The sequence below is a fragment of the Campylobacter volucris genome, assembly GCF_008245045.1.
In the GTDB taxonomy this organism is placed as follows: Bacteria; Campylobacterota; Campylobacteria; order Campylobacterales; family Campylobacteraceae; genus Campylobacter_D; species Campylobacter_D volucris.
Window position 1 is genome coordinate 532,052 of record NZ_CP043428.1, and the last position, 26,703, is coordinate 558,754.

Consider the following 26,703-nt stretch of genomic DNA (forward strand, 5'->3'; position numbering starts at 1 on the left):
TTTACTCATTCATTATAGATAATAATTCTTCATTGCTTTTAGTTTTTAGCATTTTTGAGTATAAAAATTTTAATGCTTCAATATCATCCATTGAAGAAATAGCTGATCTTATAGCCCAAATTTTTTGTAATTTTTCTACTCCTTGGAGTAATTCTTCTTTTCTAGTACCTGATTTTATAACATTAATAGCTGGATAAATTCTCCTATCTGAAATGCTTCTATCTAAGACTATTTCGCTATTTCCTGTGCCTTTAAATTCTTCAAAAATTACTTCATCCATTCTTGAGCCAGTTTCAATTAAGGCTGTTGCTATAATAGTTAAAGAGCCACCATTTTCTATATTTCTAGCAGCTCCAAAAAATCTTTTTGGTTTGTGAAGAGCATTTGCATCAACCCCACCACTTAAAACTTTTCCACTACTTGGAGTAGCGGTGTTGTAAGCTCTTGCAAGTCTTGTTATAGAATCAAGCAAAATGATGACATCTTTGCCAGTTTCTACCATCCTTTTAGCTTTTTCTATCACAAGTTCAGCAACACGGACATGATTATAAGCTGGCAGATCAAAAGTAGAACTAAAAACTTCACCTTTAACGCATCTTTGCATGTCTGTTACTTCTTCAGGTCTTTCATCTACTAACAAAACTATCAAATGAGCCTCAGGATGATTTTTTGCTATAGCATTTGCTAATTCTTTCATAAGCTCTGTTTTACCAGTTCTTGGAGGTGCAACTATCAAGCTTCTTTGGCCTTTTCCAATAGGTGCAAAAAGATCAAGCATTCTTCCTGTTAGTTTTAAAGGATCATATTCTAATTTGATTTTTTCGGTTGGAAAAATAGGAGTAAGGTTATCAAATAAAGGTCTTTCTCTTGCTTCTTTAAGTGGAAGATAATTAATCGCTTCGATTTTTAACAAAGCATAGTATTTTTCTTGATCTTTAGGTTCTCTTACTTGTCCAGTAACGATATCTCCCACACGAAGTGCAAATTTTCGAATTTGAGAATTAGACACATAAGCATCATTAACACTATCACTTAAATTAGAATCCATCCCCCTTAAAAAGCCATAGCCTTCTGGAGAAATTTCTAAAATTCCAGTAAAAAGGATAAAGCCACCTTTTTTAGTTTGAGCTTTTAAAATTTCAAAAATTAAATCTTGTCTTCTAAATTCTCTTGGATTTTCTATTTCAGCTTCGTGAGCAATTTTAATTAAGCTTTCTAAATCAAGCAACTTTAAATCTTCAATTTTGTAACCTTCAACCGGAATATGCGTTCTTTGGTGTTGTTTTTTTTCCTTTTCCATGTATCCTCTAAAATGTAGAAAATGTAGTATTGATTTAATGAATGTAAGATTTTATTAAAAAAAATACTTTTTTGTCAAATCTTTTCTAAAATTATATTTTATCTTTGTAAATATATTTTAAAATTTGATATTTATAAAAATGATAAAATATTTAAAATTAAATTTTTGAAAGATAAAAATGAAATGTAAGCATTGTCAATTAAGCTTTAAACAAGAACAAATGATTAACAATAATGGAAATTATTTTTGCTGTAAAGGATGTCAAAGTGTTTATGAAATTCTTCATGATAGTGGTTTAGAAGAATTTTATGATAAGCTTGGCAGGCAAACATTAAATCCTGTAAATTTAGAGCATAGCTATAAAGATTACACCAAATATATTCAAAAAACAAAAGATGATTTTAGTCAAATTTTTTTACTTATAGAAGAAATTCATTGTTCAGCTTGCGTGTGGCTTAATGAAAAAATTTTAATCCAAAGCCAAGGAGTAATAGAAGTAGATATTAATCCTATCACGCATAAGGCAAAAATAGTATTTGATGAAAATACCATATCTTTAGCGCAAATCATTCAAAAGATAGAATGTATAGGTTATAAAGCTAATATTTATTCTCCTACAAAATTTGAAAAAAGAGCAACTCAAACTAAAAGAGAATTTTATGCAAAATTAATCGTTGCTATAGCTTGTGTGATGAATATCATGTGGATATCGGTTGCAAAATATGCAGGTTTTTTTAGTGGGATGGACAAAGAAGTTAAAGATATTTTGCATTTTGCAGAATTTTTACTTTGCACTCCAGTGCTTTTTTATACAGGTTCGGTTTTTTATAAAAATGCTTATTATGCTTTGAAATTTAAAAGCCTTAATATGGACACTTTGGTAATTAGCGGATCTACTTTAGCTTATATTTACTCAGTATGGGCGATGTTTTCAAGAAGCGCTCAAGTGTATTTTGATTCTGTTGCTATGATAATTTGTTTTGTGTTTGTAGGGAAATATTTAGAACTTTTAAGCAAGAAAAAAGCATTTGATACTTTAGATCATTTAAGATCTTTTTTGGCAACGCAAGTTAGGGTTTTAAAAGAAGATAAATTTGAAAATTGTGATATTGAAGATGTAAAAATTGGAGATATTATAGAATTAAAAGAAGGCGATAGGGTTTTAATTGATGGTGTTTGTATAAGCGGTAATGCGAGTTTAGATATGTCTAGTTTAAGCGGAGAAAGCTTGCCAAAAGATGTTGCTAAAGATGATGAAATTTATTCTGCTTCATTGGTTTTAAGTGGCAATGTGCTTTATCAATGTAGGGCTTTATATAAAGATTCTAAACTTGCTAGGATCATTTTTTTATTAGAAAATTCTAGCACCAAAAAAGCAAAAATAGAAAAAATGGTAGCTCAAATTAGTAGGTATTTTTCTCCTACTATTTTAACCTGTGCATTTTTATGTTTTTTATATACTTTATTTGTGCTTAATTTGGGTTTTGAAGAAGCTATGATAAGAATGGTTTCTGTTTTAATTATAGCTTGTCCTTGTGCATTAGCTCTTGCTACTCCTGTTAGTTCTTTGGTTGCTATTAGTGCTGCTTTAAAAGAAAAAATTTTATTTAAAGAAGTAGGAGTGGTAGAAGATCTTAGTAAATGCAATGTTGCAGTTTTTGATAAAACTGGTGTTTTAACAAAGGCAAATTTAGAGGTTGTAAGATATGATTTAAACAAAAAACTTGATAAAGATGAATTGATTAACTTTTTACATTTAACCAATCATCCTGTTGCAAAAAGTATTCTTAAATTTTTAAATATACAACAATATCAAATCAAAACATTTAGCAATATCCAAAATATCCAAGCAAAAGGTTACAAGGCTTGTTTAAAAGATGATATTTTTATAGGTGGAAATGAAAAATTTTTAAAAGAAAATGGAGTTATAAGTAAAGAATTTCATAATACTCATTTTATATTTGCTAAAAATAATGAAATTTTAGCTGTGTTTGAGCTTGAAGATAGCATAAGAGCTGATTCTAAAGAACTTATTGATTATTTAAAACAAAAAAATATGCAAGTTATTATGCTAACAGGGGATAATGAATTTGTAGCAAAAAAAGTTGCAAAAAGTTTAAACATAGAAAAATTTAAAGCTTCTTGTATGCCAGAAGATAAGCTAGATTATATTTTAAATTTAAGTCATAAAAATAAGGTTTTAATGGTTGGAGATGGTGTAAATGATGCTTTAGCTCTTTCTCATGCTGGTGTTGGAATTTCTTTAAAAGAAGGTTCAGCTTTAGCTGTTGAAAATAGTGATGTGGTTTTGCTAAAGAATGATTTAAAAAGCTTGCAAAAAAGTATAGAAATAGCTAAAAAAACTTATATGATTATTAAGCAAAATTTAGCTTTTTCTTTGTGTTATAATGCTTTTACTATACCACTAGCTTTTTTAGGTTTGATTAATCCATTATTAGCAGCTTTATCTATGTCTTTTAGTAGTATAGTGGTTATTTTAAATGCTTTAAGGATAAAAAAATGAATGGCGTTTTGATGATGATGATTGGAGTTTCTTTACTTGCGTTGTGTTTAGCAGTCGGTGCTTTACTTTGGGGAATTAAAAATAAACAATTTGACGATGATTATAAATTTACCATTTTAAATGATAGTGAAGAAGCTTTAAATGATGCGATAATTTTAGAAAAAAGAAAAAAAGAAATACTTCAAAAAAAAGAAAGCAAAAAACAGCCATAAAGGCTGTTTGTTATTTTTTCAAAGTTTCAATATAAGCATCGATAGCTTTGAAATCTTCTTCAGTTAAACCTTTAAGGTTGATTTTCATGATAGCACCTTGGCCATAAGCATTTCTTTTGCCTTCTGCATATTCTTTCATGAATTGAATTCTTTCAGCACTTGCTATAGAATTTAAAGCAGGAACTTTGTTAAGATATACTTTATCTGCATTAGCGCCATGGCAAACTGCACATTTTTTATAAAGTGCTGCACCATCAGCTGCATAAGCAGAAACTCCAAGACATGCTAAAGCTGATAAAACAACTAGCTTTTTCATTTTTGACTCCTCATAATAAAATGAATTTTAATTATAAACTTTTTTCATTTAATATTCTTTAAATTATAAAAATCTTAGTAAAAATACATTATAATTTTCTTATGAAAAAAGCGTTATTTTTAGATAGAGACGGTGTTGTTAATATCGATAAAAAATATGTTTATAAAATAAAAGATTTTGAATTTTGTGATGGTATTTTTGAATTTTGTAAGTATTTTCAAAGTAAAGATTTTTTAATTTTTGTTATAACTAATCAATCAGGCATTGCAAGAGGGTATTACAAAGAAGAAGATTTTGCTATTTTAAGTGCTTATATGATAGATGAATTTGCAAAGCAAGCTATAAAGATAGAAAAAATTTATCATTGTCCTCATTTGCAAGGATGTGAGTGTAGGAAACCAAAACCAGCTATGCTTTTAAAAGCAAAAGAAGAATTTAACATAGATATGGAAAAATCTTTTTTTATAGGAGATAATCTTACGGATATGCAAGCTGGAATTAATGCAAAAGTTAAAAATCTTTTTTTAATTAATGATGATGTAAATTATGATAAAACCGAGTTTAAAATTTTTAAAAATTTAAAAGAGCTTTTAAAATATCTAAAGGATGAAAAATGAAAGTGGTAATTACCGGTGGAGCAGGTTTTATAGGATCAGCACTTGCGCTAAGATTACAAGAAGAAAATCATGAAATTTTAATCATTGATAAAATGCGTTCAAATGCTAAATTTGAAAATGGAAATTTAGAAAGTTTTGGGCATTTTAAAAATTTGTTAGATTTTAAAGGTGAACTTTATACAGGTGATATTAACGATGATAAAACTTTTGAAATTATAAAAGATTTTAAACCAGAAGTGATTTTTCATAAAGCCGCTATATCAGATACTACAGTGTATGATCAAACCAAGGTTTTATCTACCAATCTTAACACTTTTAAGCGTTTTATTGATATGTGTTTAAAATTAAATGCAAAATTAATTTATGCAAGTTCAGCTTCAGTTTATGGAGATGCCTTAAGTCCTCAAACAGTAGGTAAAGATGAAAAGCCTAAAAATCCTTATGCGTTTTCAAAGCTTATGATGGATAGGCTTGCTAAGCAGTATTTTGATAAAATGCATATAGTAGGACTTAGATATTTTAATGTTTATGGTAAAGGCGAGTATTTTAAAAATACTACTGCTTCGATGGTGTTGCAATTTGGGCTTCAAATTTTATCAGGTAAAAATCCTCGTTTATTTGAAGGAAGTGATAAAATTTATCGTGATTTTGTTTATATTGAAGATGTAATTAGTGCTAATTTGCATGCTTTATATACAAAAAGCGGTATTTATAATGTAGCTACTTCCATGCCAAGAACTTTTCAAGAAATAGTTGATATTTTACAAAGACTTTTAAATACAAATTTAGCTTGTGAATATATTAAAAATCCATATGAAAAAGCATATCAGTTCCATACCCAAGCTAATTTGGATGAGAACTTTTCTTATAGACCTAGATTTAGTCTTGAAAGGGGCATTGAAGATTATTTGCCAGAAATTAAAAGAATTTTTAAAGAGGAATTAAATGCTTGATTTTTTAAGCTCAAAACAACCTAGAATTTTAGTGGTTGGTGATTTTATGGTGGATCATTATATATGGTGTGATTGTTCAAAAATTTCTCCTGAAGCACCGGTAATGGTTATGAAACATACCAAAGAAGACAAAAGACTTGGTGGGGCAGGTAATGTGTATGCAAATTTACAAAGCTTAGGAGCTTTTGTTTATGCACTTGGAGTTATAGGAGATGATGAAAGCGGTAAATTTTTACAAGAAAAGCTAAATGCGAAATTTTTCATCGAACAAAATAGAAAAACTCCCCTTAAAACAAGAATTCTTTCACATTCTCAACAGGTTTTAAGACTTGATGATGAAAATAATTTTGATACAAAATTAGAGTTACAAGTCATTGATGAATTTAAAACCATTGCAAAAGATTTTGATGCAATAATTTTAAGCGATTATGCTAAAGGAAATTTGAGCGAAAAAATTTGTAAAGAATTAATCCATCATGCCAATGCTTTAAATATACCAATTTTAATTGATCCAAAAGGTGCAAATTTTAATAAATACAAAAATGCAACTTTACTTACTCCAAATAAAAAAGAAGCAATGGAGGCTTTAAAACTTGAAAAATTAGACAAGGACAATTTAAATTCTGCCATTAAAAAACTCAAAAGTGATTATAATCTTACTTACTCAATCATCACTTTATCAGAAGAGGGTATAGCTGTTTTTGATGATAAGTTGAGTGTTATTCCTGCTAAAGCTTTAGAAGTTTATGATGTAACAGGGGCTGGAGATAGTGTTATAGCTATGTTAGCATATGCTTTGGCTTTGAAAATAGATATCATAAAAGCTTGTGAGTTAGCTAATCAAGCAGCAGCAGTAGTGGTTTCAAAGATAGGTAGCGTGAGTGTGAGTTTTGATGAAATTAAGAATTTGGAAAAAGCGTCTTTTTGTGAAAAAATTAAAACCAAAGAAGAAATATTAAATTTGATTAAAAATAAAAAAGTAGTTTTTAGTAATGGTTGTTTTGATATTTTACATTTTGGACATATAAAGTATCTTGAAAAGGCAAAAAGATTGGGTGATGTATTGATAATAGGTCTAAATTCAGATGCGAGTGTTAAAAGATTAAAAGGAGAAAATAGACCTATAAATAGTGAGTTTCAAAGAGCTTGTATGCTTGCTAGTTTGTATTTTGTAGATTATGTTGTTATATTTGATGAAGATACACCGCTTAAGCTGATTGAATTTTTAAAACCAGATATTTTGGTAAAAGGAGCTGATTATAAAGATAAAGAAGTAGTTGGGTCTAATTTGGTTAAAAAAGTAGAATTAATAGAATTTGAAGAAGGATTTAGTACAACAAATATAATAAAAAGGATTAAAAATGATAGAAAAGATTGAAAATGAATTTTATATGCACAAAGATACTTTAGAAAAATCATTACAATTAAAAGAACAAATTTACCAATGTGCTCAAATTTTAAACCAATGCCTAGAAAATAATGGAAAAATTTTAATTTGTGGCAATGGTGGAAGTGCTGCTGATAGTCAGCATTTTGCAGCTGAGCTTAGTGGAAGATATAAAAAAGAAAGAAAGGCTTTAGCCGCTATAGCTTTAAGTACTGATACTTCTGCTTTGAGTGCGATTGGAAATGATTATGGTTTTGAATTTGTTTTTTCAAGACAAGTTGAAGCTTTAATGCAAAAAAATGATGTTTTAATTGGAATTTCAACTAGTGGTAAAAGTCTTAATGTTTTAAATGCTTTTAAAAAAGCAAAAGAACTTAATGCAAAATGTATAGGACTTAGCGGAAAAGGAGGCGGTTTGATGAATGAAATATGTGATTTGAATTTGGTTATTCCTTCTGAAGATACTGCTAGAATTCAAGAAATGCATATTTTAATCATTCATTGTTTATGTGATTTAATAGAATCTAAATTTTAAGCTTGGATTATTTTGCCAAGCTTAAATAATACTCAATTTGTTCTTTTTGTAAAATTCTTATAAGATTTGTACTTCCTGCTACACCTACTGGAAATCCTGCAGTTAAGGTGTAGGTTCCATCTTTTTTAATCAACCCTTTTTCAACCCCAAGTTTAATAGAATTGCTTAAAAGTTCGGTTAAATTTTCATGTTTTTCTATAAGTATGGCTGGTTGAATACCCCATACTATACTTAAAAAATTTAAAGCTTTTTTAGAATGGGTGATAGCGATAATATCCATTCTAGGTCTATATCTTGCAGTTTTAATTGCTGAAGAGCCACTGCTTGTGAGTGTAAAAATCGCATCTGCTTTGAGGTTGGTAGCAAGTTGGGTGTTTGATTTTGCTACGATATCTGTTTCGTTAAAGCATTTAAAATTTTCAAATTTTTCATAAGGATAATTTTTTTCTGCTTCTATAATGGTTTGAGTCATGATATCTACAGCATTAGCTGGATCTATTCCCACAGCACTTTCTTCGCTAAGCATTACAGCATCTGTACCATCTAAAACAGCATTTGCTACATCTGAAATTTCAGCCCTTGTGGCAGTTTTTGATTTGGCTAATGAAAAAAGCATTTGAGTTGCTGTGATTACAGGTTTATTGGCTTCATTTGCTTTTTTTATAATAAGTTTTTGGATATTTGGAACTTTATAATAAGGAACCTCTATGCCCAAATCGCCCCTTGCAACCATGATGCCATCGCTTGAATAAATAATTTCATCTATATTTTCTACCGCATCAAATTTTTCTATTTTTGCAAAAATAGCTATTTTTGCATTGTTTTCATCTAAAATTTTTCTAACTTCATCGATATCGTGTGCATTTTGAACAAAAGATATGGCAAGAAAATCTACATCATTTTGTATGCCCCAGTTTAAATCTGCTTTATCTTTTTGAGTGATAACATCGATATTTATCTTTGTGTTTGGAAAATTTATTCCTTTGTTTGAGCTAAGTATGCCATTATTTTCAACTTGAGTTTGGATGAAGTTTTCATCTATATGGGTTACTTTTGTTTTGATAGAGCCATCGCATAAATAAATATATTCTCCAACTTTAAGCATAGATAAAATTTCAGGATGGTTAATGCAAACTTTATAATGATTTTGTTCAATCATCTCCCCATCAAAAGTATCTTTGTAAAAGTCTAATCTATCTCCAGTTTTAAGTTCAAATGCTTGTGGAATTTTTAAAGTCCTAATTTTTGGTCCACTAATATCTTGTAAGATTCCAATTCTTGCATTTAATTCTGATGAGACTTTTCGAATTGTTGAGAGATTTTTACTATGATACTCGTGTGTTCCATGAGAAAAATTTAAACGAAAAACATTAACTCCGTTTATTATCATTTGTTTTATGATTTTTTCATCTTCACTAGCAGGTCCAATTGTTGCAACGATTTTTGTTTTTTTTAGCATATAAGATCCTTATTCATAGTAATTCACTAGCAAATAAATCTTCATTAAAATTTGCTCCAAGATATTGACAGATTAATTTTGCATCTCTTTGAGCGTTTCCAAGACAGCTTGTAGCACCAGGACTTGGTGTCATATTGAAAATAATACCAGGAATTTCAGTGATACTTGCCTCTCCTAGCATCAATTCACCTGCTTTTTTATCAAGCACTTGAGGTCTTACTCCTCCAAATTTTTTAGCATAATAAATATCGTCAGCTTTTAAGCTAGGTACTATTTTTTTAGCATCTTTAACAAAAAGTTTTTTGTTTATATAAGGTATTTCAAATAAATAATTATAAAGAATATAATTTCTAATCGTAGAATCTTTAAATAAATTAAGACAAATTTTAACAACATCCATATCCAAATTTAAAGTTTTGAAAAATTCAGGCAAAGACTTAAGACCATGATATCTTTCAAGCATAGGAATGACTAAAGCTGTTGGACCAAATCGAGTATTCATATTGGCTAATAAATCAGGATCGCCATGTAATGCCGCAAATGGTAGTTTAGGATTTTGCACCATATAAACTTTACCATTTAAGATGCGTCTTTTAGCTAGGTAAAAACTCCCTGCTACTGGAAAACATGATTTATCAAGTCCTATACCCATCTTATGGGCTAAAAATAAAGAATGAGCTCCAGCATCTACTATAATGGATTTTGCACTATATTCTTTAAAATCTGCAGTTTTGATATAAAAAACATCATCTTTTTTTTCTATAAGAGTTACTTCTTGATTAAAAGCTACATGGGTATTTTTATTTTGTTTGCAAGCTTGTTCTATTAAATTTTGACTCATTAAACCAAAATCAACTGTGGTGTAAATAGCTCCTTCTTCAACACCCATCGCTACGACTTCATCACTTCTATCACCGCTACTATATTCATTTAAAACTACATTAGGCTCTATTTTTTTAATTTCGCTTTTAGTGTAGAATTTGATATAAGGATATAATTGTTTAAATTCTTCATATCTATTTTTCATATAAGCGCATTCAGCTTCTCCAACGCCAAGTGCAAGTTTTTGATGTGAGAACATAAATTTATTTTGTGCATTTTGCAAAATTCCATATTTTACAATCATATCTGCAGTTTTTTTAACTTTTTTTGCTTTTTCTAAAGTGTAGTTTGTTTCAATATCACCACAATGGATTGTTTGAGAATTGCTAGTGCTATGACTATTTAAAGTAGCAGCGCTAGAGTATTTTTCTAATAATGCAATGTTTTTTATATCAGTATATCTAGCTAGCTCGTAAAATACAGCAGCTCCGGATATACCTCCCCCGATTACGATAGTATCAAAATGTTTTTGATCCATTATTAAATTTTCCTTTGCTCGGTTTTAAATTTGATAATAATAGCAAAATATAGTTGTTTTGAGTTTAAATGAAGCTTATAAAATCATATACAAATAAATATAATAAAATTAAAGTTTAAAATTTTCACAAACGGCTTTTTTCATACCTCTAAAAATCAAAAATTTATCATAGATAGCAAAATCAAAAAAATTTGCTAAAAATTGCCCATCTCCGCCTGTAAAATATAACTTTTTATCATATGCGCAATCTTTAATAAGCAAATAAATACTTTTAAAAGTTCCATAGCTTAAAGCATCTGTTGTTCTTTGCGGGAAAGCATCAAAATTGATTTGAGTGTTTAACTCGCATTTTAATCTTGATGAAATATTTGCAAAAGATTTTTTGTAATTTTCAATGCCAGGTAGTATAAATCCACCCAAATGGATACAATTAGACACTATATCCACAGTGATAGCAGAGCCAGCATCTACCACCACGCCATCTTCTATGGTATAGCATGCTGCGATTCTATCGACTCCTAAATTTTTATAAATAGTATCAAAATTAAAATATGGAGCCAAATTTATAAATAAAGGTTGCTCTTTTAATTTTTCTTCTAAATTTGGATTTACATTGATATAAAATATTTTTTGTGTTGGTTGATAGCTTAAAAATTGCTCTATGCTCATAGAATAAAATTTTTGATCATCTAAAAAACTAGCTGTTGTATTGCCAATATCACATAAAAGCATAAGTAGTAATTTCCTTGGAATTTAGGTAATTTTTTGCTTTAGAGCATATCAAAGCTTGATGAAAAAATATGCTTTCATTGTAAGTGGTTTTTGAGTGTTTTTTTATGTTAAAAAATATTTTTTCTAAATTTTGAGCATTTTTTAACAAAATTTTGCTTTTAGTAAAGCTAAATACTACTAATAATGTTTTATTTTGAGTATGTTTGCCACTAATTGCATAAATTCTTTTCATTTTTGTTAGCAAGCTAAGATCAATCAATGCTATATCATCAAGGATTATTTTAAAATGAGTTAATATAGCATTAAAATTTTCTTGTTTCATGAGCTTTAATTTAATTGTAAGACTTTATCATTATAAAAGAATTTATCTTGCTTCATAAAGCTTTTTTTATCAACCGCTTCGCTAAATTTATAAACTGTATATGTTTGTAAATTAGAATCAATTTTTATCAAATATCCTGTTTTTTCAAAAACATATAAAAAGTCATTGAAAAAAGTGCTTTTTGAAAAAAGCGCAAATTGGAATTTAATTTCATTGATTTTTCTTAAATTAAAATCAGTTTTGATAATTTTACCATCTTTGCTAAGTATAAAAATTTCATTATCGCCAACATTAATTTCTTTAATATCTTCATTAAAATATAAAGTTCTATTTGGACTAACCACTATAACCTTTTTTTCAGTAGCAGCAATCATTTTATCATCTTTTATTTCAAGATATATTACATTGTTGAAAAATTCTTCACTGCTAACGATAATTTCTCTTATAATTTTTAAAGAATTTTTACTTACTATAGCAAGTTTTCCATTTAGCATAGGATAGATGATAATAGTGTTTAAAAATTGTGGATTAGCAAAACGACTATCTTGAGCATATGCACTACCCAAATTTTGAATCATTTTAATGCCTAAATTTTTATTTGCATAGACTAAGGTATTACTAGCTAAAACTAAAGCAATATCATCTCCATCTACATTTGCAGCTACAACACTTTCGTTGAATTTATAACTAAATAGTTCTTCACCATTGATGTTAAAAATTTTAAAATTTCCATTATCATCTGCGGCTAAAATTTCATCTTGATAGGTATTGATGATGTCATAATTTTTATCTAGTTTGAATTTGATAATATTTCCAAAATTATCAATAAAAGCATTGTTGTTTAATTGAGCTACATTATTATTAAAATCTACAATTTTACCTTTAATGCCTTTTGGGGTAGAGGTTAATTTGTCAATTTGTGTTGGTTGGTAATATTCTCTTTTTGTTCCACAAGCGCTAAGAAAAATTAAAGCAATAATGAAAAGATAAAAATGTTTCATTTTATTCCTTGATAATGTTTTAAGCTATTTACAAGTTGCCATAAAGGTGAATTTAAAGGTATTTTTCCAAATTCTACATCTGCGTTTTTAAAATCATTTTGTTTAAGAAAATCATATCCTTTTAACAAAGTGTTATAATCTTTTAAAAAAGTTGAATTTTCATCATTTTGAGCTAGTATAATTTGCTTGAGCAATGGATCTATGTTTAAGTTTATACTTTGGTTTAAATCTTTAGATTGGCTCATTAAAAAAATGACATATAAATTAGGGTTTTTAATTTTTAATTCTTCTAAAGACTTTGTATCATTAGGATTTTTTATTAAATTTAAAAAGATTAGATTGCCTTCTTTTAAGTTTTTTTCTTCATTGTGGCTGATAATAAAATTTGCAACAAGATATATAATTAAAACACCAAAAAAAGCTAAAAAATAATATTTGTATTTTTTAATAAAGCGTTCGCTTTTTATGAAATTTTCCATCATTTGTTCTTGAGAACTAAGTTCGTTTTTAACAGCTTCTAAATTTTCTTTTAAGGCCATTTTAAATCCTATATAATATATTTTCAACGCATTGTAGTGTTTGATTAAAATGTGCAATTGTAGCATATAAAAATGAAAAAATAAAATATTTATGTTATAATTTTTTCCTTTATAAAAAAAGTTATTACCAAGGTTAAGATGATGCAAATAGATGATAAATTATTATCAAGACTTGAAAAACTCAGTGCTTTAAAGATATCTGAAGATAAAAGAGAAAAACTCGAAGAGCAGCTTGGTCAAATAGTTGATTTTGTTCAAAAATTAGATGAACTTGATCTTAGTGGTATAGAAGCGATAACAAGCACAACTGCTGGTGGCACTCCTTTTAGAAAAGATGAGAGTGAAAAATCTGATGTGATTGATACTGTTAATCAATATGCACCTAATTCTCAAGATGGATTTTTTATAGTTCCTAAGATAATAGAATAAATATTTTTTGGAGTAGGTAATTGATGGAAAATTTTTCATGGTTTGATGTTTTTGTTGTAGGTTTGACTTTAGTATTAGGATTAAAAGGTTTAGTAAGTGGGCTTTTTAAAGAAGTATTTGGATTGCTTGGTATAGTTGGTGGTGTGCTTATAGCATCACGATACTCTAAAGAGGTTGCTAATATTATTAACAATAACTTCTATTATATCCAAAATGAGAATTTAGCTGTTTTTGCAGGTTTTTTGGTTTTGCTTATTATTGTTTGGGTTGCTTGTTTGGCTTTTGGTGGAATTTTGTCTAAAATGTTTAGTTTGAGTGGATTAGGATTTGTTGATAAAATAGGTGGATTTTTATTTGGTAGTGCGAAAATATTTTTAATTTTTGCTATTTTAGTTGCTTGTATTAGCAATATAGAATTTTTAAATTCTAGTTTAGAAAAATATACACAAAATAGCCATACTTTAGAGATTTTAAAAAAGGCTGGGGAGTATATCATGAATACAGATTTTACCCAAGTTAATTTAGAAAAAATAGAAAATCATATTAAAGATTCCAATTTAACCTTATCACCGGAGGTTGAAAATGCAAATTGAAAATATAGAATATGATGTTTTGCTTGAATGTTTTAAAAAAACGCTTAAAGATAATGGATTAAAATACACCAAACAAAGAGAAATTTTGCTTAAAACTTTGTATCATAGCGATAAGCACTATACTCCAGAAAGTTTGCATCTTGAAATTAAACAAAATAATCCTGAATTAAATGTTGGAATCGCAACTGTTTATAGAACTTTAAATTTATTAGAAGAATCAGGAATGGCTACTTCTATTTCTTTTGGAGCCTCGGGAAAAAAATTTGAACTTGCAAATAAGCCTCATCATGATCATTTGATTTGTAAAAGTTGTGGCATGATTGTTGAATTTGAAAATTCTGTCATAGAGCAACAACAAATGTTAATCGCAAAAGAATATAATTTTAAATTAACAGGCCATTTAATGCAACTTTATGGTCTTTGTCCAAAATGCAGTGCAAAATAAGGATTGAAAAATGTTTGATAATATTTTAGAACAGCAAAAAATTCAAAAAGCATTAGAATTAAAAAATATAGGTATCAATCCTTATCCTCATTTTTTAACAAAAGAAATGAGTATTAGTGAGTATAAAGAGAAATTTTCATACATAAAAGAACTTGAAAATCAAAGAGATGAAAAAGCTTGTGGAGTTGTAGCTGGAAGATTAAAATTATTAAGAATAGCTGGAAAATCAGTTTTTGCTAATATTGAAGATGAGCAAGATAATATTCAAATTTATTTTAATCAAAATGTATTAGGAGAGCAGTATTTTACAATTTTAAAAAAATATCTTGAAGTGGGAGATATTGTTGCAGCTCAAGGTTTTCCTTTTATGACAAAAACTGGAGAATTTAGTATCCATATAGAAAAAATTCAAATTGCCACTAAAGCCATAGTGCCATTACCTGAAAAGTATCATGGTTTAACTGATATTGAGCAAAGATATAGAAAAAGATATGTAGATATGATTATGAATGCACAAGTAAGAAAAGATTTTATCTTGCGTTCTAAAATAATATCTTATATAAGATCTTTTTTTGAAAATAAAGGCTTTTTAGAGGTTGAAACTCCTATGATGCATCCAATAGCTGGTGGGGCCAATGCAAAGCCTTTTGTAACCTTTCATAATGCTTTAGGTGTAGAAAGATTTTTAAGAATTGCTCCTGAGTTATATTTAAAACGCTTGATTGTAGGTGGATTTGAAGCAGTTTATGAAATCAATAGATGTTTTAGAAATGAAGGAATGGATTTAACACATAATCCAGAATTTACTACGATTGAATTTTACTGGGCATATCATAATTATCATGATTTAATGGATTTAACAGAAGAACTTTTTGCTGTGTTGTTTGAAAAATTAAATTTAAGTAAAAAAATTGAATTTGATGAAAAGATAATTGATTTTTCTAAACCTTTTGAGAGAATTACTTATAAAGATGCTTTGAAAAAATATGGTGGTTTGGATGATGAGCTTATTAGTAATAAAGAAAAAATTATAGAAAAATTAAAACGCGATGGTTTTGAAGCTAATGAAAAATTAGAACTAGGACATTTGCAAGCTGAACTTTTTGATAATTATGTAGAAGATAAATTGATTGATCCAACCTTTGTTATAGATTTTCCAATATCTATTAGTCCTTTATCTAGAAGAAGTGATGCTGATCAAGAAATAGCTGAAAGATTTGAATTATTTATCGCAGGTAGAGAAATTGCTAATGGTTTTAATGAGTTAAATGATCCTCTTGATCAATATGAGAGATTTTTAAAACAAATTGAAGCAAAAAACGCAGGTGATGAAGAAGCTTGCGAAATGGATGAGGATTTTGTCAATGCTTTAGGATATGCTATGGCTCCAACTGCTGGTCAAGGTATAGGTATAGATAGACTTGTTATGTTACTAGCTAATAAAAAATCAATTCGCGATGTGATATTATTTCCAGCTATGCGTCCGCTTAAGTCTGATATAAAGGAGGATAAGTGTTAGAAAATTTTGATAAAGAAATTTTTGATTTAACTCAAAAAGAACTATCAAGACAAACTGATGGTCTTGAGATGATTGCAAGTGAAAATTTTACCCTTCCAGAAGTAATGCAAGTTATGGGAAGCATACTTACTAATAAATATGCAGAAGGATATCCAAATAAAAGATATTACGGTGGATGTGAATTTGTAGATGAGATAGAGCAAATTGCTATAGAAAGATGTAAAAAACTTTTTAATTGTAATTTTGCAAATGTTCAACCACATTCTGGTTCTCAAGCTAATCAGGGTGTATATATGGCACTTTTAAACCCTAATGATAAAATTTTAGGTATGGATTTAAGTCATGGTGGGCATTTAACTCACGGAGCAAAGGTGAGTTCTTCAGGAAAATTTTATGAAAGCCATTTTTATGGCGTTGAATTAGATGGAAGAATTGATTATGATAAGGTAAGAGATATTGCTAAAAAAGTTAAACCAAAGCTTATAGTTTGTGGCGCAAGTGCTTATCCTAGAATAATAGATTTTGCTAAATTTAGAGAAATTGCTGATGAGATTGGCGCTTATTTATTTGCTGATATTGCTCATATTGCAGGCTTAGTCGTAGCAGGAGAGCACCCTAGTCCATTTCCTTATGCTCATGTGGTAAGTTCTACAACTCACAAAACCTTAAGGGGTCCAAGGGGTGGTATTATAATGTGCAATGATGAAGAAATTGCTAAAAAGATTAATTCAGCAATTTTCCCTGGAATTCAAGGTGGACCTTTAATGCATGTGATCGCTGCAAAAGCTGTAGGTTTTAAATACAATTTAAGCGATGAATGGAAAATTTATGCAAAACAAATCATAAAAAATACAGCAATGTTGGCAAAAGTATTACTAGAAAGAAAATATGATTTAGTTAGCGGTGGAACTGATAATCATTTGGTTTTATTGAGTTTTTTAAATAAAGATTTTAGCGGTAAAGATGCTGATTTAGCTTTAGAAAGAGCAGGTATTACTGCTAATAAAAATACAGTTCCAGGAGAAACTAGAAGCCCATTTATCACAAGTGGCTTAAGATTGGGAACTGCAGCTTTAAGTGCTAGAGGTTTCAAAGAAGAGCAAATTAATATCGTGGCAAATTATATTGCAGATATTTTAGATGATATACAAAATTTAAAATTACAAGATGAGATAAAAATAAAACTTAAAAATTTAGCAAATAATTTTATTATTTATAAAGGGGCGATGTTTTGATCACTACAATGGATATGTCTTTAATCAAAATGGTTACAACGCATTATTACATTAAAAGAAATGCTATAATCAATAAATATGAACACAAAGGGCGAATTTTTTTTGATAAATTTGAAAAAATTAATGCTCCATTGACAGCCAATGTTATACAAGAGCATATGGAAAAGAAAATTATTGTTGCGCATTCTTTGATCAATAGTTTTGACAAGGTTGAAAATATTGTATTTGATTATAATGGCTTCAATGCTGAAAGATTTTGGCATAGAGCACAATTGGTGCTTAGAGAAGAAGGTTTTATAAATTTTACAGCTTATAAAACTAAAACAAATAATCATTTGCATTTGTATATTCATAAAGGTCATACTACTTTTAGTGAAGCTTGTTCTTTAGGATCAAAGCTTTCTTTGTTGTTTTCTCAAAAAATGCCAGTAGAATGGAAGGTTTTTCCTAGTTTGGATATACCAAAGGAATTTAATATTTTAACGCTACCATATGAAGTTTACCAAAAAGAACGCGGTGCTTCTTGGTCTAAACATATGTAAAATTTTGAAAGGATAAAAAATGGAAGAAAATAAAAAAAATGAGTTTGATGATATTATTTTGCAAAAAAGCAATAAAAATGAAAAAATCAAAAAACTTCTCTTAAGAGCAATTATTCTAGTTATAGTATTTTTAATTGTTATGATAGTAATGAAATTAATTAACAATCCAAGTGATGAGAATTCTTTGCAAGTTCCTGCTGAGCCGCAAAATCAAGCTAGTTATGGAGATAATTTTTCCTCATTGCCAATTACAGATAGTTCTAAAGAAGAAGATGAATTTGAAGCATTAGCTAGAAAATTAAAAGAAGAAAGCATGACAAGTGATGTGAATACTAGCTCTAATGATATAGTAGAAGAAAATACAAGCAATGTTATTGCAAATAATAGCGTGCTTGATCAAATCAATGCTGTTGAGCCAAAAGAAGAAGTAGCTATAGAAGAACAAAAACCAGAAGTAGTAGCTGAAAAAACTCCAGAAAAAACAGTAAAAAAACCAATTGAAAAAACTAATTCTAATGTAAAAGAAAAAGCACCGCAGACAAATAATACTACTCCTGATGCAAATGAACTTTTTGAAAATATCAAAACTTCAGACTCTACACTACAAGCAGGTGCTTATATACAAGTTTTTTCTTTAAATACTTTAGATCCAAAATCAAAAGAGTTAAAAATTTTAAAAGATAATGGATATGAGTATAAAATTTACAAAACCAATGTAAATGGAAAAGAATTAACAAAAGTTTTAGTTGGACCTTATAAAGAAAGTGAATTAAAAACAGAATTAGAAAAAATTCGCTCTAAAATAGCAAAAGGTGCTTTTACTTTTAGAGTAAAATGAAGATATTTTCAGTCATAGGCGATCCTATTATGCATTCAATTTCTCCTAGAATGCATAATAATGCTATCGCTTATTTTAATGAAAATGCTATATATACAAGGTATCATTTACAAGATTATACAAATTTAAAAAAAATTGTAAAGATTTTTAATGGAGTGAATATAACTATTCCTTTTAAAGAACAAGCTTTTGATATTGCTGATTTTAAAGATCAAAGTGTAAGTGAGATTAAATCTGCAAATACTTTGATTGTTAAAAATAATAAAATTTATGCATACAATACAGATTATTTAGGATTTTTAAAAGCTATAGAAGAATTTAAAAATATAAAATCAGCATTGATACTAGGAGCAGGGGGAACTTCAAAAGCTATAGCCTATGCTTTAAAAACAAAATGCATTAAAACTACAATAGTAAATCGATCTAAAGAAAGGTTTTTAAATTTTGTAGATTTTCCTTGTTATTTGTATAATCAATTGCCATTAGATGAAAATTTTGATCTTATTGTCAATACTACTAGCGCGGGATTGTGTGATGATAACTTTCCTTGTAAGGAAGAATTGTTAAATAAACTTTTTACAAATTCACGCTATGTGTTTGATGTTGTATATGGGAAAACTACTCCATTTTTAAAACTTGCCAAAAAACATTCTTTAAAAGCAAAAGATGGTAAAGATATGCTTTTGTGGCAAGGAGTGTATGCTTTTGAGTTATTCTTTGAAAATCATAATATAAAAAATATTTGCAAAGCAATGGATGAAGCTTTGCAATTTTGTTAATGACTAAACCAAGATTTTATTTTATCAAATAAACTTTCTTGTTCTATGAAAGAATCTTCATGCTCTAAGCCAAAACTTTTTTCGAGTTGATTGAGTAAATTTTGTTGCTCATCATTTAAACTTTTTGGAAATTTAATATCAATTTGGACTATTTGAGAGCCTAATTTTCCTGTATGTATGTTTTTAACTCCTTCATTTGCTAGTTCAAATTTTTGCTTATCTTTTGCTCCTACAGGAAGTTTTAAATCAGCCTCACCTCTTAAGGTTGCTACTTTGATTGTTTTTCCAAGAGCTGCTTGAGTGAAAAATACTGGAACTATGGTATAAATATCATCTTCATGACGGATAAATTTATCATCTTCTTCAACGATAATTTTGATATACAAATCCCCTCTTTGAGAGCTATTTGGTAGTTGATTAGCCTTGTTTTGCACTCTAAGACTCATACCATCATCTATGCCTTCTGGAATATCAAGCTCTATTTTATCCTTAATTTCTTCATATCCATTTCCATGGCAAGTTTTACATTTATCTTTTACAAATTTACCACTTCCTTGGCAATGAGTACAAGTTTGTACAAAAGTCATAAAACCTTGACGCACTCCAACTTGACCTTTTCCATTGCAATGAGAACAAGTATCTTCTTTTTTATTTTGTGCACCAGTGCCATCACATGATTTACAAAAACTTTTATAAGTAAATTCTATATTTTTTTTACAGCCAAATACAGCTTCTTTAAAAGTAATTTTAGTTGCAATTTTTAAATCACTTGGATATTTATTTTCTTTTTTATTTTTTTGTTTTGAGCCGCCAAAACCAAAACCATCTCCAAAAAAGTTTGAAAAAATATCACCTAAATCTATATCTTCAAAACCAAAACCACCACCTCCGCTGGCTCCTTTTAAGCCATCTTTGCCATATCTATCATATATGCTTCTTTTTTCATCATTACTTAAAACTTCATAGGCTTCATTAACTAGTTTAAATTTTTCTTCTGCTTGTTTATCGCCTTGATTTCTATCAGGATGATATTTAAGAGCCATTTTTCTATAAGCTTTTTTTATAGTTTCTTTATCTGAATTTTGAGAGATTTCTAAAATTTCATAATAGCTAAGTTCCACTTTTTAACCTTTCTATATTTTTAAAATTGTAATTTTAGCAAAAAAATAAAATATATTTAAATTGTATGTTATAATGCTAAGCTTAATTATACGATGTTTGTAAGTGAAAGGTTTAGAATGATTAATGTATTAATGATTGAAGATGATCCAGATTTTGCAGAATTTTTAGCTGAGTATCTAGCTCAATTTAATATTAAAGTTACAAATTATGAAGATCCGTATTTGGGTATGAGTGCTGGTATAAAAAATTATGATTGTTTGATACTTGATTTGACATTGCCTGGACTTGATGGACTTGAAGTTTGTAGAGAAATTAGGGAAAAATATAGTATTCCTATTATCATATCTTCAGCAAGAAGCGATTTGAGTGATAAAATTGTCGGACTTCAAATTGGAGCTGATGATTATTTACCAAAACCATACGATCCTAAAGAAATGCATGCAAGAATTATGAGCTTAATTCGTCGTTCAAAACGCACTAACGAAGCTCCGGAAAAAATTATAAATTCAGCCTTTAAGATCGATGAAAAAAGACATGAGATTAGCTATAATGATGAAGTTTTGATACTAACTCCAGCTGAGTATGAAATTTTAAGCTATATGATAAGACAACATGGCTTTTCTGTAAGTAGAGAACAACTAGTTTATCATTGTAAGAGTTTAAAAGATAAAGATTCTAAAAGCTTAGATGTGATTATTGGCAGACTTAGAACAAAAATCGGTGATAATTCTAAAGCGCCAAAACATATTTTTTCAGTTAGAGGTATAGGATATAAACTTATAGGATGAAGGTAACAATTAACCTTAAAATTACCATTCTTTTTGCGGCGGCTTTTTTATTTGTTTGTGCTTTGTTTGTTTTATTAGGAAAAATTCAAGTTGATTCTTATATCGCAAATGAAAGAGCCAAACAAAAAGAGATGGTTGAAAAGGTTGTTTATAATTTAGAAAAAAGTGAAAGTTTTTCTTTATATAATTATCTTACATCTAAATCATATTCTTTAGTGGATAATGATAGAATTTTAAAACAAATTATCACTAAAGGTGAAAAAGTTTTTAGAGTTAATTCTTCTTATGGTGCTTTCTCATCTATTATATATCATAATCAAGTTTTTTTGTATGTAGAGCAAGAACAAAAAACATATTTGTATCAATTAGACGCTTCTGTTAAACTAGAGTATTTATTTTTATTTAGCTTTATTTTTATTTTAGTTTTGATTGTATTTTTATATTTTTCGGTATTGAGATCTTTAAGACCATTAAAGGTTTTAAAAAATAAAATTAAAAATATCAGTGCGGGAAAGATGGAGCCTTTATCAGAATATTTTCAAGTTAATGATGAAATTTCAGAAATTTCGTTTGAATTTGATCATGCTATTAATAAAATTCAAGAACTTGTAAAATCAAGGCAGTTTTTTTTAAGAATGATTATGCACGAGTTAAAGACTCCTATTGGCAAAGGTAGAATAGTTTGTGAAATGATTGATAATCAAAAGCAAAAAGATCGTTTGGTGGATATTTTTGAAAGACTTGAACTTTTGATTGATGAATTTGGTAAGATAGAAAAGGTTTTGTCAAAAAATTGTCAATTAAATTTGCAAACTTATCATTTGAGTTTAATTTTAGAACAAGCTCAAGATTATTTAATGAGAGATGATTTTTATCAAAAAGTTAAGATTACCTATAAAGAAGATGCTATGATAGTAGCTGATTTGGAATTATTTTCCTTATTGATTAAAAATCTTATTGATAATGCTATAAAATATTCTGATGATAAAAGTTGTGAGGTGATTTGCTCAAGTGATTATATTATGGTGCGTAACAAAGGTAGTAAATTTAGAAAAACTTTTGAATATTACCTAAAACCTTTCGCAAGAGAAGAAAATACTCAAGCAGAAGGCATGGGGCTTGGACTTTATATCATCAATAATATCTGTAATCTTCACGGATTTAATATTTGTTATTCTTATGAAGATGGATATCATTCTTTTAAAATTCTTTTTTCAAGGATTTTTAATTGAAAGGTGTAGAAAAATTTAATGAGTTGGTAAAATCTTTTGCCTCTTTACCAACCATAGGCAAAAAAACAGCATTGCGTCTTGCTTATCATGTGTGTATAAAAGATCCTTTGTTAGGTTCAAAATTAGCTTATAATATTGAAGAATCTATTAGGATGATTAGAAAATGCTCTTGTTGTGGTGCTTTAAGTGAAAATGAATTATGTGAAATTTGCCTTGATAATGGTAGAAATAAGAATATTATTTGTATCGTCCAAAGCCCAAAAGATATCCTAACCTTAGAAGAGAGTGGTAGTTTTGATGGGTATTATTTTGTTTTAGAAGAAGCAAATGATGAGTGTATTGATAGATTAAAAGCAATGATTTTAAAACAAAATGCCAAAGAGTTGTTTTTTGCTTTTACACAAGGGATAAATTCAGATGCTTTGGTGTTTTATATCGAAGAAAAATTAAAATCACTAAAATTAACCTACACACAAATTGCTCAAGGCATCCCAAGTGGGGTAAGTTTAGAAAATGTAGATTTTATTTCGCTACATAAAGCTATTAACCATAGAACTAAGCTAGATTAATATGCTTTTTAAGCATAGCAAGCCATTCGTTTTTATTCATATCTTGTAATATACAATCAACAAATTTATATTCTTTATTTTTATCTTTGCAAAACATTATAATATAAGCATTTGGATGATTATTTTTGTAATTGTTTAGTATATTTTGTATTAACAATAAATCATATTTTATCACTTCAAAATCAAGCAAAATTACTTTGAATTCTTCCTCAAGCTTTTCTTTGAAATTACTTAAATATTCCACACTTTCATTATTTAGACAATGTTGGTTTGCTAAATTTAAAAATAGTGAATTTTCAAAAGGATTAGACTTGAAAATTAAAACATTTTTAGTTTCTTTATAATGATATGTAAAATGTTCTTTTGCTAGATTGATAATATTTTTTATGTCAAAATTTTGAAAGTCAATTTGCACACAATTTTCATACTTTAAAAATTCTTTGCTTAGTATTAGCGTGTAATTTTCATCAAGATTTTCATAGGTTTTAAAAAATTTTGTTTGAATATTAAATTCTTGCAATATATTTTGGATTAAAAAATTTTCTAATTTATCATCGTTTAAAATGGCTATTTTTGCATTGTTAAAAATGATATTAATTTCTTCTTTAGGCATTTGATTTTGCAAAGAATGTAAAAAATTAATATTATTATCTTTTTTTAAGTATTTAATGGCTTTTATGATTTGATTATATTTTGAATTTAAAAGATTATTTTTATTTGTGAGCATTTGCAATGAATCTTGTAATTTTTTATATTCATCGTGTTTATTTGCAAGATTATCTTTTAAATTTTTTAAGCTAAAATCATTGTTAAAATTAAATATATTATTGATTTGCCTAATAAGCAAATTTTGATTTTTAAGAATTTTTCTTTTTATTAAAAAATAACAAAGCAAAATAATTAAAATACTAATGCAAACAACACTATAAAGGTAAAAAAGATTTGTATTTATAAAAAATAAAAAATGATAATTTAAATATAAAAGCATTAAAATAAAAATGGCTATTAAAAATATCATATATTTTCCTTGATTAAATTTGCTATTTTTTCATTGCATACTGTTTTAATATCATCAAAATTAGCTTGAAAAATTTGCTCAAATGAACCAAAATAATCTAAAAGTTTTTTGATATTTCCTTGAGAAATTCCAAGTTGTAATAATTTAGAATTTTGTAAATCTTGCTTTCTTTTTGTTTTTTGATGAAAACTTATCGCAAAACGATGAGCTTCATCTCTTAATTTTTGCAAAAATTGCAAATTTTTATCTGTAGGTAAAAGAGAAAAAATTTTATCTTCTGTGTAAATTTTATCTTTAGCGCTACCTTTTGCCCTATGAGCTTTAAGGTTAATTTTTTCTTTAGATATGGCTAAAATATCCACATTTGCTCCTGAACTTTTTATGATATCTTTGGCAAGCTTTAAAAGAGCATCTCCCCCATCTATAAGCCAAAGATCAGGAGGAGGGGTTTTATCAAAAGATAAAGCTCTTTTGCTTAGCATTTGAAACATTTGCTCATAATCATTTTTATAGGATAAATGATAATGCTTGTAAGAAGTTTTGCTAAATTTTAAATCTTTAAAAACAACCATTGCTCCAACACTTGCATCACCTTGATAATGAGAAGTATCAAAAATTTCTATAGTGTTTGGATAATTTTGCAAACCAAAAGTATCTTTTATATTTTTTAAAATAGTATAATCTTCGTTTTTTAAATATTTTTCAATATTAATTTTTGCATTTTCTAAGGCCAAATCACAAATTTTCTTTTTCTCCCCTAATTTTGGTACTTTAATGTGAATTTTTTTAAAAAACCTTTTAGAGAGAATATCTTCTAATATTTGTAAATCTTCAAAATACTCGTGTATATAAATTTTAGTAGAATTAATCGGCATATTTGGTGGAAAATTCTCTAATATATATTGTTTATAAATTTCATTTAGATTAAAATCATCTTGATCTTTAAGAGTGATAATTTTATGGTTAGAACTAATCATTTTTCCATTATTAATCACAAATCGCACCAAAGAAAGAATGCCATTTTTAACACAAAGAGCAAAAATGTCAAAATTTTCTAATTTTGCCACATCAATTTGAACTTTAACACTAATATCTTTTAAGGTTTGAATTTGATCTCTTATTTTAGCTGCTTCTTCGTAGTTTTCATTTTGAGCAAAATCAAGCATTTTCTTTTCTAAATTTTTAATTAATATAGAAGAATTTAAAATAGCTCCAGTAGCTTTTTGTATGATTTTATCGTATTCTTGTTTGGAGATTTTATTTTCACATGGAGCAGCGCATCGTTTTATTTGGTAAAACAAACATGCTTGCTTGCAAGATTTTTTCTGCCTAAGTGCAAAGCTTAGATACAAAGCATCTAAAAGATCTTTAGCACCTTTAAAAAATGGTCCAAAATATTTGATTTTATTTTTTTTGATGATTTTTCTAGTGATTTCAAATCTTGGAAAATCTTCATTTAAATCTATGTAAATATAAGGATAAGTTTTATCATCTCGCAATAAAATATTATATTTTGGATGGAGTTGTTTTATAAATGAGTTTTCTAAAATCAAAGCATCAGCTTCGCTGTTTGTGGTAATAAATTCAAGATGATGGGTTTGAGAAATCATTTTTTGAATTCTTAGATTATTGTTTGGATTGGGTAAAATTTTAGGAGTAAAAATAAAATAACTTTTTATGCGATTTTTAAGATTTTTTGCTTTTCCAATATAAAGTAATTTTCCATTTTGATCAAAATACTGATAAATTCCAGGAAGATTGGGTAAATTTTTTAAATCATTTTCTAGCATTTTTAATTATTTCTCTTAATTGTTCAAATTGCTTATGCAAAATAGGATTTGTAATATTATTGGAAAATTTTGCATTAGAAAGCTCTATAAAATGTTTTTTTGGGTTTATATTTGTTTGATTTTGATGGATAAAATTTCTATCACTAAGAATTTTTATATTGTTGATATTGGCAAAAATACTTTGAGCTTTTGCAAAAGTATAGTGTTTTATTAAATTTTTAATAGTTTTTTTGGTATCATCGTGATTTAGTTCCATGTATGCAACATGGTGTTTGGCTAAAATGATTAAAGTATTATTTTTAACAAAAATTTTACTTATCATTTGTCTGTGATTAGCACTTAATAAACTAAGAAATTCTTTGTATTGAAAAAGTGCATTTAAAGGTTTATAATGTTTAGTAAGTTTATTGATAATATAACAACTTGTTTTAATTTTTCCATTTTCCATTTTTGTATTTTATCGTTTTTTTTATTAATATTTTTATGTGCATGTGGTTATAAAGATGTTCCATTTTATGAAGTAAAAGATGCAAACAATACCACTATC

29 protein-coding genes are annotated in these 26,703 nt (G+C 27.7%); 17 read left to right on the top strand and 12 right to left on the bottom strand.

Annotated elements, in window-relative coordinates:
• Position 1 precedes the first annotated feature (1 nt).
• Positions 2 to 1,300, bottom strand: a complete 1,299-nt coding sequence (rho, locus tag CVOLT_RS02825; RefSeq protein WP_039665342.1) for a transcription termination factor Rho — start codon at positions 1,298 to 1,300, stop codon at positions 2 to 4.
• A 178-nt stretch (positions 1,301 to 1,478) separates the two neighbouring features.
• Here rho and CVOLT_RS02830 point away from each other — a divergent pair, with 178 nt between their 5' ends.
• Positions 1,479 to 3,824, top strand: a complete 2,346-nt coding sequence (locus CVOLT_RS02830) for a heavy metal translocating P-type ATPase (protein WP_039665343.1) — start codon at positions 1,479 to 1,481, stop codon at positions 3,822 to 3,824.
• Positions 3,821 to 4,036 (top strand): cytochrome oxidase maturation protein, cbb3-type, encoded by a 216-nt coding sequence (locus CVOLT_RS02835; protein WP_039665344.1) that lies wholly within the window; start codon positions 3,821 to 3,823, stop codon positions 4,034 to 4,036. Before CVOLT_RS02830 ends, CVOLT_RS02835 begins: the two co-directional genes overlap by 4 nt.
• A 10-nt stretch (positions 4,037 to 4,046) precedes the next feature.
• On the opposite strand, the gene CVOLT_RS02840 is transcribed toward CVOLT_RS02835, so the two are convergent.
• Complete coding sequence (locus CVOLT_RS02840; RefSeq protein WP_039665345.1) at positions 4,047 to 4,352, bottom strand: cytochrome c553; 306 nt, start codon at positions 4,350 to 4,352, stop codon at positions 4,047 to 4,049.
• 101 nt (positions 4,353 to 4,453) lie between these two features.
• Between CVOLT_RS02840 and CVOLT_RS02845 the strand changes: the two genes are divergently transcribed.
• From CVOLT_RS02845 to gmhA, 4 genes are read left to right on the top strand one after another with little or no spacing between them, the layout of a single operon-like run.
• Positions 4,454 to 4,969, top strand: a complete 516-nt coding sequence (locus CVOLT_RS02845; RefSeq protein WP_039665346.1) for a D-glycero-alpha-D-manno-heptose-1,7-bisphosphate 7-phosphatase — start codon at positions 4,454 to 4,456, stop codon at positions 4,967 to 4,969.
• Positions 4,966 to 5,922 carry an ADP-glyceromanno-heptose 6-epimerase gene (gene rfaD / locus CVOLT_RS02850; protein ID WP_039665347.1) on the top strand — a complete coding sequence of 319 codons (957 nt, stop codon included), beginning with the start codon at positions 4,966 to 4,968 and terminating at the stop codon, positions 5,920 to 5,922. The genes CVOLT_RS02845 and rfaD overlap by 4 nt, the downstream gene beginning before the upstream one ends.
• Positions 5,915 to 7,300 carry a D-glycero-beta-D-manno-heptose-7-phosphate kinase gene (gene rfaE1, locus CVOLT_RS02855; protein WP_039665348.1) on the top strand — a complete coding sequence of 462 codons (1,386 nt, stop codon included), beginning with the start codon at positions 5,915 to 5,917 and terminating at the stop codon, positions 7,298 to 7,300. The genes rfaD and rfaE1 overlap by 8 nt, the downstream gene beginning before the upstream one ends.
• Positions 7,284 to 7,844, top strand: coding sequence for a D-sedoheptulose 7-phosphate isomerase (gmhA, locus tag CVOLT_RS02860; RefSeq protein ID WP_039665349.1), 561 nt, complete (start codon positions 7,284 to 7,286; stop codon positions 7,842 to 7,844). The genes rfaE1 and gmhA overlap by 17 nt, the downstream gene beginning before the upstream one ends.
• Before the next feature lie 7 nt (positions 7,845 to 7,851).
• On the opposite strand, the gene pyk is transcribed toward gmhA, so the two are convergent.
• The 6 genes from pyk to CVOLT_RS02890 form a co-directional block, all read right to left on the bottom strand.
• Positions 7,852 to 9,303, bottom strand: a complete 1,452-nt coding sequence (gene pyk / locus CVOLT_RS02865) for a pyruvate kinase (protein WP_039665350.1) — start codon at positions 9,301 to 9,303, stop codon at positions 7,852 to 7,854.
• A gap of 13 nt (positions 9,304 to 9,316) precedes the next feature.
• Positions 9,317 to 10,663 carry an FAD-dependent oxidoreductase gene (locus CVOLT_RS02870; RefSeq protein ID WP_039665351.1) on the bottom strand — a complete coding sequence of 449 codons (1,347 nt, stop codon included), beginning with the start codon at positions 10,661 to 10,663 and terminating at the stop codon, positions 9,317 to 9,319.
• Positions 10,664 to 10,771: 108 nt separating this feature from the next.
• Positions 10,772 to 11,395, bottom strand: coding sequence for a type III pantothenate kinase (locus CVOLT_RS02875; protein ID WP_039665352.1), 624 nt, complete (start codon positions 11,393 to 11,395; stop codon positions 10,772 to 10,774).
• Positions 11,382 to 11,717, bottom strand: a complete 336-nt coding sequence (locus CVOLT_RS02880; protein ID WP_039665353.1) for a hypothetical protein — start codon at positions 11,715 to 11,717, stop codon at positions 11,382 to 11,384. The genes CVOLT_RS02875 and CVOLT_RS02880 overlap by 14 nt, the downstream gene beginning before the upstream one ends.
• 5 nt (positions 11,718 to 11,722) lie before the next feature.
• Entirely contained in the window at positions 11,723 to 12,718 is a 996-nt protein-coding gene (locus tag CVOLT_RS02885; protein WP_039665354.1) for a hypothetical protein, read from the bottom strand.
• Complete coding sequence (locus tag CVOLT_RS02890; RefSeq protein ID WP_039665355.1) at positions 12,715 to 13,257, bottom strand: hypothetical protein; 543 nt, start codon at positions 13,255 to 13,257, stop codon at positions 12,715 to 12,717. The genes CVOLT_RS02885 and CVOLT_RS02890 overlap by 4 nt, the downstream gene beginning before the upstream one ends.
• 141 nt (positions 13,258 to 13,398) lie before the next feature.
• Here CVOLT_RS02890 and gatC point away from each other — a divergent pair, with 141 nt between their 5' ends.
• The 8 genes from gatC to CVOLT_RS02930 are packed head-to-tail and all read left to right on the top strand — an operon-like array spanning position 13,399 to position 19,637.
• Complete coding sequence (gene gatC / locus CVOLT_RS02895; RefSeq protein ID WP_039665356.1) at positions 13,399 to 13,686, top strand: Asp-tRNA(Asn)/Glu-tRNA(Gln) amidotransferase subunit GatC; 288 nt, start codon at positions 13,399 to 13,401, stop codon at positions 13,684 to 13,686.
• A 23-nt stretch (positions 13,687 to 13,709) separates the two neighbouring features.
• Complete coding sequence (locus tag CVOLT_RS02900) at positions 13,710 to 14,279, top strand: CvpA family protein (RefSeq protein ID WP_039665357.1); 570 nt, start codon at positions 13,710 to 13,712, stop codon at positions 14,277 to 14,279.
• Positions 14,269 to 14,724: a Fur family transcriptional regulator gene (locus tag CVOLT_RS02905; RefSeq protein WP_039665358.1), complete on the top strand. Its 456-nt coding sequence runs from the start codon at positions 14,269 to 14,271 to the stop codon at positions 14,722 to 14,724. The genes CVOLT_RS02900 and CVOLT_RS02905 overlap by 11 nt, the downstream gene beginning before the upstream one ends.
• A gap of 10 nt (positions 14,725 to 14,734) precedes the next feature.
• The gene (gene lysS, locus CVOLT_RS02910; RefSeq protein WP_039665359.1) at positions 14,735 to 16,243 is read left to right on the top strand and encodes a lysine--tRNA ligase; all 1,509 of its coding nucleotides are present in this window, start codon (positions 14,735 to 14,737) and stop codon (positions 16,241 to 16,243) included.
• Positions 16,237 to 17,478 (top strand): serine hydroxymethyltransferase, encoded by a 1,242-nt coding sequence (locus CVOLT_RS02915; protein ID WP_039665360.1) that lies wholly within the window; start codon positions 16,237 to 16,239, stop codon positions 17,476 to 17,478. Before lysS ends, CVOLT_RS02915 begins: the two co-directional genes overlap by 7 nt.
• On the top strand, positions 17,475 to 18,020 hold the full coding sequence (locus CVOLT_RS02920; RefSeq protein WP_039665361.1) for a DUF1882 domain-containing protein: 546 nt from the start codon (positions 17,475 to 17,477) through the stop codon (positions 18,018 to 18,020). Before CVOLT_RS02915 ends, CVOLT_RS02920 begins: the two co-directional genes overlap by 4 nt.
• 19 nt (positions 18,021 to 18,039) lie before the next feature.
• Positions 18,040 to 18,858: an SPOR domain-containing protein gene (locus CVOLT_RS02925; protein WP_039665362.1), complete on the top strand. Its 819-nt coding sequence runs from the start codon at positions 18,040 to 18,042 to the stop codon at positions 18,856 to 18,858.
• Positions 18,855 to 19,637 carry a shikimate dehydrogenase gene (locus CVOLT_RS02930; protein ID WP_039665363.1) on the top strand — a complete coding sequence of 261 codons (783 nt, stop codon included), beginning with the start codon at positions 18,855 to 18,857 and terminating at the stop codon, positions 19,635 to 19,637. The genes CVOLT_RS02925 and CVOLT_RS02930 overlap by 4 nt, the downstream gene beginning before the upstream one ends.
• On the opposite strand, the gene dnaJ is transcribed toward CVOLT_RS02930, so the two are convergent.
• Positions 19,634 to 20,758, bottom strand: a complete 1,125-nt coding sequence (gene dnaJ, locus CVOLT_RS02935; RefSeq protein WP_039665364.1) for a molecular chaperone DnaJ — start codon at positions 20,756 to 20,758, stop codon at positions 19,634 to 19,636. The two genes, CVOLT_RS02930 and dnaJ, sit on opposite strands and share 4 nt — an antisense overlap.
• A gap of 117 nt (positions 20,759 to 20,875) precedes the next feature.
• Here dnaJ and CVOLT_RS02940 point away from each other — a divergent pair, with 117 nt between their 5' ends.
• Genes CVOLT_RS02940 through recR form a run of 3 tightly spaced genes read left to right on the top strand, consistent with a single transcriptional unit; the run spans position 20,876 to position 23,348 of the window.
• Positions 20,876 to 21,547: a response regulator transcription factor gene (locus tag CVOLT_RS02940; protein ID WP_039665365.1), complete on the top strand. Its 672-nt coding sequence runs from the start codon at positions 20,876 to 20,878 to the stop codon at positions 21,545 to 21,547.
• Positions 21,544 to 22,779, top strand: a complete 1,236-nt coding sequence (locus tag CVOLT_RS02945; protein WP_039665366.1) for an ArsS family sensor histidine kinase — start codon at positions 21,544 to 21,546, stop codon at positions 22,777 to 22,779. The genes CVOLT_RS02940 and CVOLT_RS02945 overlap by 4 nt, the downstream gene beginning before the upstream one ends.
• On the top strand, positions 22,776 to 23,348 hold the full coding sequence (recR, locus tag CVOLT_RS02950; protein WP_039665367.1) for a recombination mediator RecR: 573 nt from the start codon (positions 22,776 to 22,778) through the stop codon (positions 23,346 to 23,348). Before CVOLT_RS02945 ends, recR begins: the two co-directional genes overlap by 4 nt.
• On the opposite strand, the gene CVOLT_RS02955 is transcribed toward recR, so the two are convergent.
• The 3 genes from CVOLT_RS02955 to CVOLT_RS02965 are packed head-to-tail and all read right to left on the bottom strand — an operon-like array spanning position 23,335 to position 26,604.
• On the bottom strand, positions 23,335 to 24,366 hold the full coding sequence (locus tag CVOLT_RS02955) for a hypothetical protein (protein ID WP_039665368.1): 1,032 nt from the start codon (positions 24,364 to 24,366) through the stop codon (positions 23,335 to 23,337). The genes recR and CVOLT_RS02955 overlap by 14 nt on opposite strands.
• Positions 24,363 to 26,156, bottom strand: a complete 1,794-nt coding sequence (uvrC, locus tag CVOLT_RS02960; protein ID WP_039665369.1) for an excinuclease ABC subunit UvrC — start codon at positions 26,154 to 26,156, stop codon at positions 24,363 to 24,365. The genes CVOLT_RS02955 and uvrC overlap by 4 nt, the downstream gene beginning before the upstream one ends.
• A complete protein-coding gene (locus tag CVOLT_RS02965) occupies positions 26,143 to 26,604 on the bottom strand; it encodes a hypothetical protein (protein ID WP_039665370.1) in 462 nt (153 codons plus the stop codon). The genes uvrC and CVOLT_RS02965 overlap by 14 nt, the downstream gene beginning before the upstream one ends.
• Positions 26,605 to 26,703 lie beyond the last annotated feature (99 nt).

Bases quoted from the DNA above. Each gene is read 5' to 3' on its own strand.
- rho (WP_039665342.1), bottom strand. From the start codon at position 1,300: ATGGAAAAGGAAAAAAAACAACACCAAAGAACGCATATTCCGGTTGAA.
- CVOLT_RS02830 (WP_039665343.1), top strand. From the start codon at position 1,479: ATGAAATGTAAGCATTGTCAATTAAGCTTTAAACAAGAACAAATGATT.
- CVOLT_RS02835 (WP_039665344.1), top strand. From the start codon at position 3,821: ATGAATGGCGTTTTGATGATGATGATTGGAGTTTCTTTACTTGCGTTG.
- CVOLT_RS02840 (WP_039665345.1), bottom strand. From the start codon at position 4,352: ATGAAAAAGCTAGTTGTTTTATCAGCTTTAGCATGTCTTGGAGTTTCT.
- CVOLT_RS02845 (WP_039665346.1), top strand. From the start codon at position 4,454: ATGAAAAAAGCGTTATTTTTAGATAGAGACGGTGTTGTTAATATCGAT.
- rfaD (WP_039665347.1), top strand. From the start codon at position 4,966: ATGAAAGTGGTAATTACCGGTGGAGCAGGTTTTATAGGATCAGCACTT.
- rfaE1 (WP_039665348.1), top strand. From the start codon at position 5,915: ATGCTTGATTTTTTAAGCTCAAAACAACCTAGAATTTTAGTGGTTGGT.
- gmhA (WP_039665349.1), top strand. From the start codon at position 7,284: ATGATAGAAAAGATTGAAAATGAATTTTATATGCACAAAGATACTTTA.
- pyk (WP_039665350.1), bottom strand. From the start codon at position 9,303: ATGCTAAAAAAAACAAAAATCGTTGCAACAATTGGACCTGCTAGTGAA.
- CVOLT_RS02870 (WP_039665351.1), bottom strand. From the start codon at position 10,663: ATGGATCAAAAACATTTTGATACTATCGTAATCGGGGGAGGTATATCC.
- CVOLT_RS02875 (WP_039665352.1), bottom strand. From the start codon at position 11,395: ATGCTTTTATGTGATATTGGCAATACAACAGCTAGTTTTTTAGATGAT.
- CVOLT_RS02880 (WP_039665353.1), bottom strand. From the start codon at position 11,717: ATGAAACAAGAAAATTTTAATGCTATATTAACTCATTTTAAAATAATC.
- CVOLT_RS02885 (WP_039665354.1), bottom strand. From the start codon at position 12,718: ATGAAACATTTTTATCTTTTCATTATTGCTTTAATTTTTCTTAGCGCT.
- CVOLT_RS02890 (WP_039665355.1), bottom strand. From the start codon at position 13,257: ATGGCCTTAAAAGAAAATTTAGAAGCTGTTAAAAACGAACTTAGTTCT.
- gatC (WP_039665356.1), top strand. From the start codon at position 13,399: ATGCAAATAGATGATAAATTATTATCAAGACTTGAAAAACTCAGTGCT.
- CVOLT_RS02900 (WP_039665357.1), top strand. From the start codon at position 13,710: ATGGAAAATTTTTCATGGTTTGATGTTTTTGTTGTAGGTTTGACTTTA.
- CVOLT_RS02905 (WP_039665358.1), top strand. From the start codon at position 14,269: ATGCAAATTGAAAATATAGAATATGATGTTTTGCTTGAATGTTTTAAA.
- lysS (WP_039665359.1), top strand. From the start codon at position 14,735: ATGTTTGATAATATTTTAGAACAGCAAAAAATTCAAAAAGCATTAGAA.
- CVOLT_RS02925 (WP_039665362.1), top strand. From the start codon at position 18,040: ATGGAAGAAAATAAAAAAAATGAGTTTGATGATATTATTTTGCAAAAA.
- CVOLT_RS02930 (WP_039665363.1), top strand. From the start codon at position 18,855: ATGAAGATATTTTCAGTCATAGGCGATCCTATTATGCATTCAATTTCT.
- CVOLT_RS02940 (WP_039665365.1), top strand. From the start codon at position 20,876: ATGATTAATGTATTAATGATTGAAGATGATCCAGATTTTGCAGAATTT.
- CVOLT_RS02945 (WP_039665366.1), top strand. From the start codon at position 21,544: ATGAAGGTAACAATTAACCTTAAAATTACCATTCTTTTTGCGGCGGCT.
- CVOLT_RS02955 (WP_039665368.1), bottom strand. From the start codon at position 24,366: ATGATATTTTTAATAGCCATTTTTATTTTAATGCTTTTATATTTAAAT.
- uvrC (WP_039665369.1), bottom strand. From the start codon at position 26,156: ATGCTAGAAAATGATTTAAAAAATTTACCCAATCTTCCTGGAATTTAT.
- CVOLT_RS02965 (WP_039665370.1), bottom strand. From the start codon at position 26,604: ATGGAAAATGGAAAAATTAAAACAAGTTGTTATATTATCAATAAACTT.